Below are 14,898 nucleotides of genomic sequence, written 5' to 3' on the forward strand. Positions count from 1 at the left end.
CTAGCTTCAAAATAGGAAAAAGGAGAATTTGAGCCAACTCAAATTCTCCTTTTTCCATTTCTCTCCATTATTTTTGGTCAGTTGATCTTTGTTGGCCGTGTATTTCCGTAAATTCACGGCCATTAAGGCAATGCCCATTTCATTTTCCACTTTCGATTTTCCTCGAACGGAAAATCGAGTGAAACGCAAATTAGCCTTCAAGAATCCAAAAACTGGTTCTACGTCTATTTTACGTTGACGGAAAATAGAACCAGCTTTTTCTTCTGAAAGCTTCGCTCTTACATATTCTTTTTGTTGTTCCCATTTTTCATTCACCATGACCTTTCGGTGATTGCCTTCCTTTGCTTTTGTGCATGATGAACGAAATGGACATCCTGAACAGTTTTCACATTCATAGATTTTCAATTCTCGTTTGAAACCAGTCTTATCTGTACGTACAGAACGATAACGGAAGGTTACTCGCTGCTGATTTGGACAAATGTAGGTATCACTTTCTTCGTCGTACATCCAATTGTCTGGATGAAATGGATTTTGTTTATATTTCTTCTTTTGTTCTTTCTCATACATGGTATATGGAATGAGTGCCTCACATTTTCGATTCGAAAGGATGTCTTCATAGTTTTGTTCACTACCATAACCAGCATCTGCGACAATATACTTTGGCAACGGAAAATAATCCTTTTCTATCTTATTCAAGAACGGAATTAATGTACGTGTATCAGTAGGATTTGGAAAGATGCTATAAGCTAGTGCGTATTGACCTTCTGTTGCGATTTGTACGTTGTATCCAGCCTTCAATTGACCGTTTTTCATATAGTCGTCTTTCATTCGCATGAACGTCGCATCTAAGTCTGTTTTGGAATAACTATTCCGTTCACCCAAGATTTCGAAGTCTTTTTGATACTTTTGTTTACGTAAAATCAAGTCAATCAACTGTTTGTACACTCGCTTCGGATATTTCCGTTCGCTTCTTAATGCTTTTCGTTCTGTGGCATCGGGCGATGCTTCTATCTTTTGGTCATATTCCGTAATCACTTCATCGACTTGTTGCACCATTTGAGCGAGTTCTTCAACGGACAGTTCTCCCTCATTTTCCCGCTCCATTTCAGGGATGATTTCCTTCTCTAACAGTTCGTTGTAGAGCTGATTGGATTTTTCAATTAAGCTTTGGTTGTATTTTTCAATGGATTTCTTCCATACGAAAGTAAATTTATTGGCATTCGCTTCAATCTTCGTACCATCGATAAAAATGGCTTCTTGATCGATTAACTTTTCTTCCACCAGTTGGCAACGGAATTGGACAAAACATTGACGAATTAATTCTTTTACTTCCGGATGCACACGAAAACGATTGATCGTCCGATAACTTGGTTCATATCCTTGTGCCAACCACATCATTCGTATACTGTCCTTTAATAGCGCTTCAATTTTTCGACCTGAAAAGACAGACTGCGAATAGGCACACAAAATAATTTTTAGCATCATGCGTGGATGATAAGCAGGACAACCTGTATTTCGAAGAAACGGCTGGAAGGCTTCATCTGGAATACTTTCAACTAAATGGTGGATGTGGAAGGCAATATCATTTTCTTGTAATTTTATTTCTAAATCTAAAGGCAAAACTAATTGATTCATGTTATAATATTTAAACATAAGGACACTTCTTTCGTTAAAATTTTTGGGGTTGGATACTTAAATTTTAACAGAAGATGTCCTTATTTTTATTGAAAAAATGAAGAACAGCCCATGAAATTTTATTCCAAAATTTCATGGGCTGTTTCCATTTTAGAGGGGGTTTTGTCCCAACCTCTTTTTTATTTTATGGATAAATTATATTGCGGATATCTTCCGCGCTTGTGAGATATCTTCGCTTCTTGCGCGGATGCCCCCCGCGCTTGCTTGGATAACTTCTTCTCTTGCTCGGATAACTCTCCTGCTTGCTCGGATGAACCCTCCGCTTGCTCGGATGCCCCCTCCGCTTGCCCGGATACTCCCTCCTCTTGCTCGGATACCTCCCCTGCTTGCTCGGATACCTCCCCTGCTTGCTCGGATACCTCCCCTGCTTGCTCGGATGAACCCTTCGCTTGCTCAAATACCAACTTCACTTGCTCGGATAGCACATACGGTGCATAAATCCCCATATATAACAAAAAATCTGCCCTTGCAACAACAAGAGCAGATTTCATCCTCAATTATGGATACCCACTTGCCCAATCTGATTGAAAGTGTTGATATCATAGCTTTTCACTTCATTCGGAGAAACCGTATATAACACATCGCCGATATACGCTAACCGCAAAATGCTTGTATTCCAATCTTCATATAATTCGCCTGTTTTGGCCGGTGTGATGATATCCCCTTTCAATTGAATACCGCGCTCTGGTGTGATTTCATAAATCACCGCACCCAATCCTTTATACTGGATCTCGTCTTTTTTTCCATCCTCGTACAAAATCACCGGGAAGCCGTAGTAATTCAATTCTTCATTTCTAAAGAATGCCTTATGATTATATTGCGCTTCCGAATACGTTCCTCGTCCGCCGATCACTGCCGTATCCTGTTCCTTTGGATTGGCAAAATCGGACACATCAAATAAAGAAATTTTCATGCCGGTCGTCACCGTCACCGGTTCCTTCGACCAGGAATCCATACGCTGTTCCGTATCATAACCGATTCCAATCAAATGATGGTCTCCAAGAGGATGCAGATAATTGCTGAAGCCCGGAATTTTTAATTCGCCCAAAACGGTCGGATTTCCCGGGTCAGAAGTATCTATGACAAAAAGAGGGTCTGTCTCTTTGAAAGTCACGATATACGCCTTATCCCCCATAAACCGGACGGAATAAATGCGTTCACCTTTTGCCAAATCCGTGACTTCCCCCACTTTCTCCAAGTTCCCGTTCAAAATAAACAAATGATTTTTTGAAGTTGGTTGCGAACCCCAGGCAACTCCTTCCGTTGTCGCAATACGGAAATATCCATTATGTTCATCCATGGAGAATTGATTAAGTACATGCCCTTTCACCGATTCAGACGCTGCAAACTCAATATTTGTTCCGCTGATGATAAATTTATAAATATTTGTTTTTTGATCTGCAGTTTGTCCTGAACTGACCGGGGTATCTCCATCTGAAACGGTTATATTGAGATCGATTGGCATAGGGGCCCCCTCCCCATAATCAAAAGCCGTCAAATAAAGGGCATTGGGGGACATATATAATGCAGAACTGCTGCCCAAATATCCCTTTGTGATGACTTCTTTGGATGTCAGATTGTTCAAGTCAATCGCGGAAATAATGGTATAGGATGGCTCCAATGATCCCGGAATAATCGAAATGTTTTCTATTTCCAGCGGAGTTGTTTCGCCTCCGTCAGAAATATAGGGCCTCAGCTCGACTTCCCTCTCTTCCATAAACCAATAATTTGGCGAATAGCCGGATACCATGTAAAGCACCCCGTTATATTTTCGTACGCCATTCATATATCCTTCCTGGCCAAATTCCTTTGCCAATTTCGGATTGGAAGCATCACTCACATCATAAATCGCCGCTTTGGTGAAAGATTGCCAGATGTAATTTTCCTTATTGTCCTTTGAATTAAGCACCATCTCATCAAGCAAGGCGATTAAATAATTTCCTTCCTTTAACAATAATTGGGGGTAACTGTTTTTTAATTGAATTGTCGCCACATGCCGCAAATTTTTCGGGTCTTGCGCATCCACAATGTTAATTTTCTGATTGACGGCTGTGTAAATATATTTGCCGTCTGTGATGACAATATCCCCTTCATCAATTCCTTCCACTTGATTATTCGTCGTTGAATGGTCTGAACCGGATGTATCGGCGGCGGATTCTTCCACAACACCATCTTCCATTTCGAATTTCTGGTCGTTTTGTTTACGAATGGCGAGTGCCGCTTCGAAATACTTTTCTAATTCTTCAACGGATTGCACCGATTCCAATTTTTCAATCACCTGAAATTCGAACGTCGTTTTTGAAGCGGCTCTTTTAAAGGCCTTTTTATCAATATGAAGAATATATTTTCCCATGCTCAAATCTTCTATGGTGATTGTCCGTTGATTGTCATTCAATGAAATGGCTGCATCCAACTTGTTTCCCTTTTCGTCGGTCACATACACTTTACCTTCCCGAATCGCCTGCAGATCCACACTTTGGGTGAGATACACATGATAAGGATGACCGGAAAAAATGACGGAGGCTGCGGTCACTTCCACTTTTCTCTCTCGCAGCAAGAATCCCACTGTTACAGCGATAATGAGCAGAATCAATACGCCTGCTGATATCCAAATTCTCTTCTTCATACGTTTTCACTCCTTTCTCCCTTTACTTGATTAGACTACTGAACTTCTTTTTTGTTACATTCTTTGTAAATTTTGTTTCTGCAATTAAAAAAACGTGAAGCCGCATCGCTTCACGTTTTCGTTGACCCAACATTATTTCATTTACCATTTCACAATGGAAGAACGATGGGATGTTTCTTTGATGACAACACCGCGCTTATTCATTTTTTCGATATATTCTTTTCCTGGAACAATCGTTTCCGGCGGGAACACGCCCCGTTTTGAAATCGTGCCATCTGCGATCATGATCGCCGCTGACGCGATCGTTCCGGCAGTCGCTTTGGCCATCGCCGTTACATCGGAATCTTCATCCCGTTTTAAAATTGTTTCATATTCATAAGTGACTTGTTCCCCGGATTTTTCACCGACGATGATTGCCCGAAGTACAACCGCATCCTGTTTCTTCCCTAAATATAATTTTTTCTTTAACGCTTCCCGAACGACATCCCGGACTTTCACCTGAACGCCATCCACTTCGACAACATTATCTCTGTCGAAAAATCCCAGTTCCCTCATCAGTTGGAACTTTTCAGCGTGCCCTTTGTAGCGGACCGTTTTATATTCAAGGGTTTTTACATTCGGGAATGTTTTATACAAAGTGGATGTTCCCCCGGATGTATAAAACGCTTCTAAAGTGCCGAATTGGTCAAAATAAATCGGTTCCAACCCTGTAAGCGACTCCACTTCCACCAGTTGGCCATCTTGGATGATTTTGGCCGGCTGCGTATAATGATCGATCACCCCTTCAAGAGAAAACACGCGTGTATAATTCAAAGGAGGTTCCGGTTTTACCGGAATTCCGCCAACATAAAGCCGGATGGACTCCACCTTATCCAATTTCGAAGCGCCATAGCCAACCAAAATATTGATCATTCCTGGTGCTAACCCCAGATCCGGAATGATCGTTACATTTTTTTCTCTTGCCTGTTCATCCAACTTCAGCACATTTTCCGTAATATCACCGATGTGTCCGCCTAAATCCACCGCATGAACGCCTACATCAATGGCCGCTTTTGCCACCCGCTCATTGAATGCATAGAAGAGCGCATTCACACACACGTCTCCTTTGGCAATGACCTCGCGCAATTGTTCCTCATTTTCCGCATTCAATTGCACTGCTTCCGTTTTTTGCAAATCCGCTTCTTTAATGAATTCTTCCACTGCCGCTATATCTAAATCTGCCAAAAATACTTTTTCCACTCGATCGCTTGTATTTAAATCCCTCGCCACTTCTTTCCCCATCAGTCCTGCACCTAACACTACTACCTTCATTCCTCGCATCCCCTTTCTTTTCATTCAATCTGTATCAATTTGTGCCCGTTGAAGCTTACCGCTGTAATCCACATAAATACTTTTCCATTCTGTAAATACATCCAAAGCCGCTTGACCGGAATCACGGTGACCATTCCCCGTTCCTTTTGTGCCTCCAAATGGCAGGTGGATTTCAGCACCGATTGTTCCCGCATTAATGTATACAATCCCTGTATCCAAATCTCGTTTGGCTTGGAATATCTTATTTACATCTTGTGAGTAAATGGAGCTGGATAAACCAAACTTCACACTATTATTCACTTCAATCGCTTCTTCCAAGCTGCTCACTTCAATGATGCTGAGCACCGGTCCAAAGATCTCCTCTTGGGCAATGGTCATGTCCGGCTTTACATCGGTGAAAATGGTCGGTTCAAAATAATAACCTTTATCGAAAGGAGGCTTTATCAAGATTTCTCCGCCCGTCAGCAGTTTTGCCCCTTCCTTTTTTCCAACCTGCACGTAATACTCGATTTTCTCCAATGCGGCTTTGTTAATTACAGGCCCCACTTTCACCTTTGGATCCAGACCGTTGCCAATCGTTAATTGACGGGCTGCAGCAACGAGCTTCTCTTCCAATTCCTTTTTCACATCTTTATGAACAATGACCCGGCTGCAGGCGGTGCATCTTTGCCCCGTCGTCCCAAAGGCGCTCCAAAGAATCCCTTCCACCGCCAAATTTAAATCCGCATCATCCATGACAATGACGGCGTTCTTGCCGCCCATCTCAAGCGAGACCTTTTTCAAATGCCGGCCGCCCAACTCGGCCACTTTGCGTCCCGTTTCATTTGAACCTGTGAAAGAAATCACTTTTACATCCGGATGTTCAATGAGCGCCGTACCAACCGTAGATCCTGAGCCAAACACGATATTAAACACACCGTCCGGCAACCCGACTTCTTCCATTATTTTTCCTAATTCATATGCCATCAGAGGGGTTTCAACGGATGGTTTCCAAACCACTGCATTACCGGCAACAATCGCCGGGAAGGCTTTCCAAGTGGCGATTGCAATGGGGAAATTCCATGGCGTGATAAGACCGACTACGCCTACGGGGCTTCTTACACTCATGGCAAACTTATTCGGCAATTCGGAGGGAGTCGTCTCGCCAAATAACCGTCTGCCTTCCCCTGCCATATAAAAGGCCATATCAATGCCCTCTTGCACTTCTCCGCGGGCTTCCTCAATCACTTTGCCCATTTCCTTTGTAAGAATCTCAGCCAGCATTTCTTTCTTTTCTTTCAATTTATAACCAATTTCATATAAATATTCCGCACGCTTCGGAGCCGGGACGAGAGCCCACTTCTTTTGCGCCTGTTTGGCTGAGCGGACCGCTTCATCCACTTCATTTCCCGTTGAAAGAGGGACTTTTGCCAATTCCTCCCCCGTTGCCGGATTAATCACTGCAGCCGCTTCTAAATTCCTTTCCACCCACCGACCATTGATATAGTTTTTTAAATTCATAACACCCTCCTTATTTTTATTATTGCAATATTAATTCAACATTTTCTCGCTAAATCCCTTTTTTTCTCACCAATTCATATAAGACTAAATGTAATTGAAACTTTTTCCAAAGGGAATACGTATGCAAGTAATGTATATATTAAGTAAATGCAAAAGGAGGAAACGGCATGAATAATCATGAAATTGATTACAAAGTATTTGGCGATGATATGCAGTACGTAGAGGTCGAGTTGGATCCAAATGAAACGGTGATTGCGGAAGCGGGCAACTTAATGATGATGGATGATGGCATCAAAATGGAAACGATTTTTGGCGATGGCTCTTCCCAAAGCAGTGGTGGAGGACTTTTGGGAAAATTAAAGGGTGCCGGAAAACGGCTGATTACTGGTGAAAGTTTATTCATGACGACATTCACGAATGTGGGCATGGGCAAAAAACGCGTTTACTTTGCCGCTCCTTACCCTGGAAAAATTATTCCGATGGATTTAAGCCAATTAAACGGGAAAGTGATTTGCCAAAAGGATGCCTTCTTAGCCGCTGCAAAAGGCGTTTCCATTGGCGTTGAATTTCAACGGAAAATTTCCGCCGGCTTCTTCGGTGGAGAAGGATTCATTATGCAAAAACTTGAAGGCGACGGTATGGCATTCATTCATGCAGGCGGTGCGATTCATCAATTGGAACTTCAACCGGGTGAAGTGCTCCGAGTGGATACTGGATGCTTTGTCGCAATGACTTCGGAAGTGGATTACAGCATTGAAGCGGTTGGCGGAATTAAAACCGCTCTGTTTGGTGGAGAAGGTATCTTCTTCGCAACATTGAGAGGTCCCGGAACTGTATGGATTCAATCATTGCCATTCTCCAGACTTGCAAGCCGCGTATTCGCAGCTGCTCCTGTGTCCCAAGGCGGAGGAGGAAAAGATGTCGGTGAACGTGGCATCGCCGGGTTGTTTAATCTATTCAACGATTAAGGTGGCCATAAAAAAATCCTTTCCCGTTTCGAGAAAGGATTTTTTTATTATATGAACAAGATTGCAATCAATACCGCCGCCAGCACTAGACGGTATATGGCAAACGGCACCAATTTGATGCGTGAAATCAATTTTAAGAAGAATTTAATCGCAATTAATGCAAAAATGAAGGCGCTTATAAAGCCGACAACATAAAACCAAAAATGGTCCGGGTTGATTTGATCCCAGTTTTTCACTAAAGACAATCCGCTTGCTCCTGCCATGATCGGAACGGCCATAATAAAGGTAAAATCGGAAGCGGTTTTATGGTCAAGTCCCATGATTACCCCTCCGGCAATCGTCGCACCGGAACGGGAAAATCCCGGCCATAAAGAAAGGCATTGTACCAGGCCGATTTTAAAAGCTTTGCTGTAAGACAGCTTGTCTAATGAAGTGACCGTTGGGCGTTTTGGACCCATTTTATCGGCCATCATCATCCAAAGGGCGCCGATAACCAACCCGACCACAACCGTTTCTGTTGTGAATAAATGTTCATCGATAAAATCTTCGAACAATACGCCGAAAACGCCGGCTGGAATAATTCCGACAATGACGTGCAATAAATTAAAGCGTTTTGAATATTCTTGTCCATCAATTTTGTATAACCCGACAAGGCTCAACATGCGTTTCCACATAACGACCACAACCGCCAAAATGGAGCCCAGCTGGATGACTATTTTAAACGTATTGGCAGAACCCTGCCCCAAAAATTCCGTTGTCTTTAACCACAAGTCATCCACGATGATCATATGGCCGGTGGACGAAACCGGAGCGAATTCCGTCATCCCTTCCACAAAACCGAGGATGATCGCTTTCAACAATTCAATGAATTCCATAAACCATTATTCCCCTTACACTCTTTATCACTCAATCTACAATACACGATACTTCCCAAAATGTCTATCACCATAAAAACGTTCTATTATTCATTTGGTTGCAACATATCTATCACTCTTTATACACTATTTTCGGTTAAAGTAAAATATGCCATCAAAAAAGAATAGGATTTTCCTGAAATTTCCGTTCGAAAATTGAATAAGCGAAGTTCCACTAAATGAGGATGACCGTTCAAAATGGAAGGAAGTTGACTGAACTGATTGAGGCTGCATCCGCACCAAATCAAGTATTATCCACACCAATGGAGGCTGCACCCGCACCAAATCGGGCGTTATCCACACCAATTAATGCTGCATCCGCACCAAATCGGGCGTTATCCACACCAATTAATGCTGCATCCGCACCAAATCGGGCGTTATCCACACCAATAGAGGCTGCATCCGCACCAAATCGGGTGTTATCCACACCAATTAATGCTGTATCCGCACCAAATAAGGTGTTATCCACACCAATTAATGCTGTATCCGCACCAAATCGGGTGTTATCCACACCAATTAATGCTGCATCCGCACCAAATCGGGTGTTATCCACACCAATTAATGCTGCATCCGCACCAAATCGGGTGTTATCCACACCAATTAATGCTGTGTCCGCACCAAATCGGGTGTTATCCACACCAATTAATGCTGCATCCGCACCAAATCGGGTGTTATCCACACCAATTAGATGCTAATCCTCACCAAATCACGTACTTTCCGCACCAATTAATACAAATATCCACACAAATTAAAAGAAAGAGCAAACGGAGAATTTCCCCATTTGCTCCCTTTCATCATCAAACTCTTAAACTCACACTGCGCTCACTGTCACAACGACTTTAAATAAATCTCCATCCACGCCAATCTCCAATTTCCCGTGATGCAACTCCACAATCGATTGGGCGATGGCAAGTCCAAGACCGGAGCCTTCCGTATGTCTCGACTCATCCGCCCGCTTGAACCGTTCCTTCAATTCCTCCACATTATCTCCCAATTCATAATTGGCTATATTTTTCACCGAAAATTCAGCCGTGGAGCCAACCTTTTTCAACGTTACATAAACTCTCGTGCCGCTCAGTGAATATTTCAATGCATTGACAATCAAATTATCAATCACCCGCCACCATTTTTGACCGTCCACATCGGCGTAAATCGGTTCATCCGGCAACACGACACGCAATTCCAAGTTCGCTTTTTCAAAATCTTCTTTATGTTCGCCAACCGCCTGTTGCAACAGTTGCGTCAGATTGATTCGTTCCTTCTTCAGCTCCACATTCCCGCTGGACATTTTCGATACTTCAAAGAGATCCTCAATCAGCGTTTTCAATCGTTGGGATTTATTATCCAATATTTCGATATATCTGTTCCTTTCTTCTTCCGTTATCTCCGGATTTTTCAATAAATCCGTATACGTAATAATGGAAGTCAAAGGCGTCCGCAAATCGTGGCTGACATTCGTAATCAATTCCGTTTTCAAACGCTCGCTTTTCGCCTGCTCCGTCAAAGATTTGCGAACCCCTTCCTGCAATTCGTTCAAATTTTGCGCGTGTTTGGCAAGCGGCGACTTCCCTTTCACCTCTACCTCCGCCGTCAAACGCCCTTCCGCCATCTCTTCCGTTTGCTTCATGATGCGGTTTAAATACCCTGCATTTCTTAAAAAAACGATGACGGCCGGCAGTGCGATAAAAAGAAACAATGGAACATAAACAACGATTGCTTGGAGATCCATGAACACCACCGCAAAGCCGAACCCTGCAAAAAAAGCGACGCATAAGATGAATAACGCCTGTACCCCGATGGAACGGGATAAAAATAAATCTTGGATACCGTCAGACAAACGGTACAGAAAGGCGTTTTTCCATTCACTTATTACCTTTTCTTCATTGTCCAACGATTCCCAAATCCATACAGCCCCCAAAATGCTCACTGCCGCAAAAATGAAAAGGAATGCAAAATGATAAGCCAAATCAAAGATATATCGTATCCAATACTCGTTTTGGAAATAATAGGTGTTATATACAATCAAATTCCCCATATCCAAAATGAATTTATAAGCCAAACTTGCGGAAATGAGGACTACTGCGATTCTGACATCCACCGGCAATTGTAAAAATAATCCTTTTCCCCGCTTATGACTTAATAAATTGTCCAATGAAGGTTTTGCGAAAGTCAACAGCGCTGCGATCGCTAACAAGGCGGTAGCCCAAATGCCGTAAAGGCTCATTTTGGACAGCATGAATGCTTGATAATCCTCTTTAAAGTAGGCGTTGTTCATCATCGATTTCGGAATGGTGATTTTCCCTTCAAAACGGAACACTTTTCCAGTCACCGGAATTTCATGATTCATTAATGTGTCATCATAATAATCCGGTTGAATGGTTCTGGAACTGTTTACGACTAAATAGCCATTTTTTCTTCCAAAACTTTCTGTAAAAACGGCATCCGCATTCACATCTCCAGACTGGAAGGTTTCTCCCGTCTCCACATTCCGCAACTCATATGCAAAATAGTTAAATTCATCCAAAAAGACTTTTTCTTCTTCTTTTTGCGATGCGGCATACTTATCGATAATCTCTTCTTTTTGCTTGCGGACTTTTTCTTCTACATATTCATCATCGCTAAAGTTTTTCTTAATATCGTCGATTTTCCGATCCCGCTCTTCCGTCAGCATCTTTTGCAATTCCGGGTCATCGGCAGCCTGTTCAATTCGCTCCTGGTACTGCGCTTTGATGTTTGCCACTTGATCGGTCAATGACCCATAATAATTCCGGTGATATTCAATTTCTTCTTGTGTCACCGTTATCTGCTTTTTTGCCTCTTCCAAATCAAAAGGTTCCAAGACGTAGCGGCCTATTCCATCTTTAAATCGTCCCAGATTCGCATTAAAATTGCCTGAATCGAAATAAGATTTCCCGATATATTGCGTACCAAAATTAATAAGCAAAAAAAATGAAAATATAACCCATGTCATAAGAAAAAGAGAGAGGAGGGTTTTCCATTTATTTTTCATGCGGTTCTCTCCTTCTCAAAACACCTTTGCCATAAAGGTGATAATGGTAGCCCATTCTCTTGCCAAAAAGAGAATTGTAAAACGAATGATTAAGATGATTCCTATTATTGAAGCGATAAAGCTGATACCCATCAAACCGTTTTCCAACTTATTTTTCAATTTTGTATCCAATTCCCCACACAACCTTTAAATATCTTGGATTTTTCGGATCTGCTTCGATTTTTTCACGGATTTTCCGAATGTGCACCGGAACGATATTTTCCGCATTGTACGCCTCTTCATTCCATACCCGTTCATAGATTTCCTGTATTGAAAAGACGCGGCCCGCATTTGTAAGGAGCAGCTCGGTGATTTTGTATTCGATCGGGGTGAGCTTCACAATCTCCCCATTGAGCCGCACTTCTTTCGCTTCCCGATCGATGGACAGACCGTTGACTTCGATTTTCGAATGGGGCGCACCGTTGTATGTACCAAGCTGGGTGTATCGTCTAAGCTGGGATTTCACACGGGCAATCAGCTCCAGTGGATGAAACGGCTTTGTAATGTAGTCATCCGCACCAATCGAGAGTCCGTGAATTTTGTCCGTTTCTTCGGCTTTTGCACTTAACATAATAATCGGAATGTTGCGCTCTTCCCGGATTTTAAACGTTGCTTGTATGCCATCCAAATTCGGCATCATGATATCCAAAATAATCAGATGCACTTCATTTTTGGAAAGAATCTCGAGCGCCTCTTTTCCGTCTTTTGCCTTCAACACGTTATAGCCTTCGTTTTTTAAATAAATTTCGATGCCGTCACGAATGTCCTGATCATCGTCTGTGACAAGCACAGTCAAATCCATCCGTACCACCTCATCTCTTTTTCTTACAGTTTAATCATAAAATATGTTTCTTACAAAATTGGGGTGGAAAATCTTAAGAAATCCTTAAGATTCCCACTTCATTTTTATGTATAGATGTAAATATAATTTTAACACGAAAACAGGCCGTTTACTGGTATATTTTGGTTGATAGCAGCTCTATTAAAAAAGTTGGAGAAGTTTAAACACTTCTTCATTTTTGTTCGATGAAGATAACTTTATCACACATCAAAAAAGGGGGATCTGACGGCGGCTTTGCCCATCTTCCTGCATGTCCGCTCTGCTGATTGCAAAAACGATCCCTTGGCATGCGGAAAGACATTTAAGAAGGCTTATGGGGAATAAGCATGGAACGTAAGAGGGGTTGCAAAAGAGGATGCTTGCTTGAGGCCAATAATGAAGCCGGACTTTTACTTATCCAAGTTTGTAAAAAAAAAAGCGCAGCCGGACTTTTTCTTTCCGGCCGCTCATTCTTCCATTTCCATAAAACAGGTCTTTCCTGATGCTTAAGAAAAACCGCATCAATTAAAATATTTCAAATCACGTTTCCGTTGTTCCAACCTTTCTATTTTGGCTTCCAACGATTTAATGTCCAGCTCTAAATTTTCAATTGTATTGTTGGATTTTTGGATTTCCTTTTCCATATTATAAATGCTGTTGTTTGTCTGCTCCTGCTCTTCCAATGTCTGATAAATAATTTCATTTTTTAATGTGGCAATTTCCTCATTGATGCGATTGATTACACTCTTCTCATTTTTGATTTTATTGTTCAATTCTTCAATTTCTTTTTTACTTTCTTCAATCATTTCATCCGTTACCTGGATGGCATAATCCTTAACATTTCTTTCCGTGATGGAACCTCTTTTGACCACCCTTTCATCCGCATAAATGCTGGTTATCAATTTTTCTTCATTATGATTTTCCGTTGATTCCTGTTCGAATTCTTCGCCCAATAAAATATCTTTTTTCACCAGACGCAACGCTACTTGTTGGAAGTTTTTCGGCACTTCATGAATGTCAATGATGTAAATATCATTGCTGGAATAAACCACTTCCGTCGGCAATTCCTTGTCCAAGTTTACTCTCGCCACAGCCCTGAAGTTCAATTCGGATAAGTAACTTCTCATATTCGATGTAATTAAAGTGACTTGCATTTTATGGTTTTTTTCATCATAAACCCAATCTTTGATGATGAATTTGCCGTTCGAATTGAGATTATGTTCTTTCCCGATTTCCGTATTCAAAATGTCCAATTCATCCGCAATGAACACTTTGCTTGTTAAAAAAAATGCAAATCCTACAATAAAGAAAAGGGTGATGACGATATATAAATTGGACCATTGGGTAGTCAAATTTTTCCTCTTTTTCTTCTTCATTCCGGTCAAACACCTCCTATATTATTGATGGGCTCTATCCCTTTCACTTTATAAATTCCGCCAGTTTCAACCATGTGAAGTAAAACAAAGTCATTTCTTTTCTCCACATAACCATTCTTATAATCGATTTTCAAATCATAACTGACAATCACTTTTTTATTATCTTCGCTGTTTAAATACACCTGAATGTTGCTCACTTTCGTGGTGGATTTGAATTGGGATTCGTCCAAGCCGTCGCTGGGAAAAAGGGTTTCGATCAGTTCATCGGTCATATAATGTGAAGCGTTTTGTTTGGCGGTCACATAGTTTTCCGAATTCACGTTATAGGCGTATTCTATAAATCTCCGCGCTGTATTCTTTAAGTTTTCAGTCGACTGGTTACCGGATGAATATCCCCCATTATCACTTTTCTTTGTATTTTCCCCATTTTGTATATCCGGTTGATTCTCCAAAGCAAGGACTTCCTGCTGCAAATCCGAGATTTCCTTTTCTTTTTCTTCCAGCAATTTCGCGTATCTTTCATGTATTTCCGATTCGTTGTTTGCCAATTTCTTAAAAGAGTAGATGTTTCCCGAAAGAGAAAGGACAAGGACAATACCAAGCGTCACCATTATGCTGAGATATTTGGCTTGCATACCG

General features: G+C 41.7%; 13 protein-coding genes. 2 read left to right on the top strand and 11 right to left on the bottom strand.

The annotated features are described in order from the left end of the window. Positions 1-6 precede the first annotated feature (6 nt). The 5 genes from NSS77_RS04425 to NSS77_RS04445 form a co-directional block, all read right to left on the bottom strand. Entirely contained in the window at positions 7-1,653 is a 1,647-nt protein-coding gene (locus NSS77_RS04425; RefSeq protein WP_342468967.1) for an IS1182 family transposase, read from the bottom strand. 161 nt (positions 1,654-1,814) lie between these two features. Beyond that, positions 1,815-2,192: a hypothetical protein gene (locus tag NSS77_RS04430; protein WP_342470563.1), complete on the bottom strand. Its 378-nt coding sequence runs from the start codon at positions 2,190-2,192 to the stop codon at positions 1,815-1,817. Then, complete coding sequence (locus NSS77_RS04435; protein ID WP_342470564.1) at positions 2,189-4,321, bottom strand: beta-propeller domain-containing protein; 2,133 nt, start codon at positions 4,319-4,321, stop codon at positions 2,189-2,191. The genes NSS77_RS04430 and NSS77_RS04435 overlap by 4 nt, the downstream gene beginning before the upstream one ends. A gap of 141 nt (positions 4,322-4,462) precedes the next feature. Continuing rightward, on the bottom strand, positions 4,463-5,632 hold the full coding sequence (locus NSS77_RS04440) for a saccharopine dehydrogenase C-terminal domain-containing protein (protein WP_342470565.1): 1,170 nt from the start codon (positions 5,630-5,632) through the stop codon (positions 4,463-4,465). Between the two features lie 24 nt (positions 5,633-5,656). After that, positions 5,657-7,132, bottom strand: coding sequence for an aldehyde dehydrogenase family protein (locus tag NSS77_RS04445; protein ID WP_342470566.1), 1,476 nt, complete (start codon positions 7,130-7,132; stop codon positions 5,657-5,659). 167 nt (positions 7,133-7,299) lie between these two features. On the opposite strand from NSS77_RS04445, the gene NSS77_RS04450 reads away from it, so the two are divergent. Continuing rightward, positions 7,300-8,100 (top strand): TIGR00266 family protein, encoded by an 801-nt coding sequence (locus tag NSS77_RS04450; protein ID WP_342470567.1) that lies wholly within the window; start codon positions 7,300-7,302, stop codon positions 8,098-8,100. 47 nt (positions 8,101-8,147) lie between these two features. Here the strand turns inward: NSS77_RS04450 and NSS77_RS04455 are convergent, their stop codons facing one another. Then, positions 8,148-8,975, bottom strand: coding sequence for an undecaprenyl-diphosphate phosphatase (locus NSS77_RS04455; protein ID WP_342470568.1), 828 nt, complete (start codon positions 8,973-8,975; stop codon positions 8,148-8,150). 224 nt (positions 8,976-9,199) lie between these two features. Between NSS77_RS04455 and NSS77_RS04460 the strand changes: the two genes are divergently transcribed. Beyond that, complete coding sequence (locus NSS77_RS04460) at positions 9,200-9,709, top strand: hypothetical protein (RefSeq protein WP_342470569.1); 510 nt, start codon at positions 9,200-9,202, stop codon at positions 9,707-9,709. A gap of 116 nt (positions 9,710-9,825) precedes the next feature. Here NSS77_RS04460 and NSS77_RS04465 read toward each other — a convergent pair whose 3' ends face one another. From NSS77_RS04465 to NSS77_RS04485, 5 genes are all read right to left on the bottom strand, one after another. Further along, positions 9,826-12,024, bottom strand: a complete 2,199-nt coding sequence (locus NSS77_RS04465; protein WP_342470570.1) for a histidine kinase dimerization/phospho-acceptor domain-containing protein — start codon at positions 12,022-12,024, stop codon at positions 9,826-9,828. Positions 12,025-12,039: 15 nt separating this feature from the next. Next, positions 12,040-12,195 carry a hypothetical protein gene (locus NSS77_RS04470; protein ID WP_342470571.1) on the bottom strand — a complete coding sequence of 52 codons (156 nt, stop codon included), beginning with the start codon at positions 12,193-12,195 and terminating at the stop codon, positions 12,040-12,042. Beyond that, the gene (locus tag NSS77_RS04475; protein ID WP_342470572.1) at positions 12,173-12,865 is read right to left on the bottom strand and encodes a response regulator transcription factor; all 693 of its coding nucleotides are present in this window, start codon (positions 12,863-12,865) and stop codon (positions 12,173-12,175) included. Before NSS77_RS04475 ends, NSS77_RS04470 begins: the two co-directional genes overlap by 23 nt. A 539-nt stretch (positions 12,866-13,404) precedes the next feature. Further along, positions 13,405-14,259, bottom strand: coding sequence for a hypothetical protein (locus tag NSS77_RS04480; protein ID WP_342470573.1), 855 nt, complete (start codon positions 14,257-14,259; stop codon positions 13,405-13,407). A gap of 5 nt (positions 14,260-14,264) precedes the next feature. Then, positions 14,265-14,894 carry a hypothetical protein gene (locus NSS77_RS04485; RefSeq protein ID WP_342470574.1) on the bottom strand — a complete coding sequence of 210 codons (630 nt, stop codon included), beginning with the start codon at positions 14,892-14,894 and terminating at the stop codon, positions 14,265-14,267. Positions 14,895-14,898: the final 4 nt, after the last annotated feature.

It is taken from the genome of Ureibacillus sp. FSL K6-3587, from assembly GCF_038593165.1.
Lineage (GTDB): Bacteria > Bacillota > Bacilli > Bacillales_A > Planococcaceae > Ureibacillus > Ureibacillus suwonensis.

Excerpts from the sequence above, each read along its gene's own strand:
- NSS77_RS04465 (WP_342470570.1), bottom strand. The coding sequence starts at position 12,024 with ATGAAAAATAAATGGAAAACCCTCCTCTCTCTTTTTCTTATGACATGG.
- NSS77_RS04485 (WP_342470574.1), bottom strand. The coding sequence starts at position 14,894 with ATGCAAGCCAAATATCTCAGCATAATGGTGACGCTTGGTATTGTCCTT.
- NSS77_RS04435 (WP_342470564.1), bottom strand. The coding sequence starts at position 4,321 with ATGAAGAAGAGAATTTGGATATCAGCAGGCGTATTGATTCTGCTCATT.
- NSS77_RS04425 (WP_342468967.1), bottom strand. The coding sequence starts at position 1,653 with ATGTTTAAATATTATAACATGAATCAATTAGTTTTGCCTTTAGATTTA.
- NSS77_RS04445 (WP_342470566.1), bottom strand. The coding sequence starts at position 7,132 with ATGAATTTAAAAAACTATATCAATGGTCGGTGGGTGGAAAGGAATTTA.
- NSS77_RS04475 (WP_342470572.1), bottom strand. The coding sequence starts at position 12,865 with ATGGATTTGACTGTGCTTGTCACAGACGATGATCAGGACATTCGTGAC.
- NSS77_RS04440 (WP_342470565.1), bottom strand. The coding sequence starts at position 5,632 with ATGAAGGTAGTAGTGTTAGGTGCAGGACTGATGGGGAAAGAAGTGGCG.
- NSS77_RS04455 (WP_342470568.1), bottom strand. The coding sequence starts at position 8,975 with ATGGAATTCATTGAATTGTTGAAAGCGATCATCCTCGGTTTTGTGGAA.
- NSS77_RS04460 (WP_342470569.1), top strand. The coding sequence starts at position 9,200 with ATGACCGTTCAAAATGGAAGGAAGTTGACTGAACTGATTGAGGCTGCA.
- NSS77_RS04450 (WP_342470567.1), top strand. The coding sequence starts at position 7,300 with ATGAATAATCATGAAATTGATTACAAAGTATTTGGCGATGATATGCAG.
- NSS77_RS04480 (WP_342470573.1), bottom strand. The coding sequence starts at position 14,259 with ATGAAGAAGAAAAAGAGGAAAAATTTGACTACCCAATGGTCCAATTTA.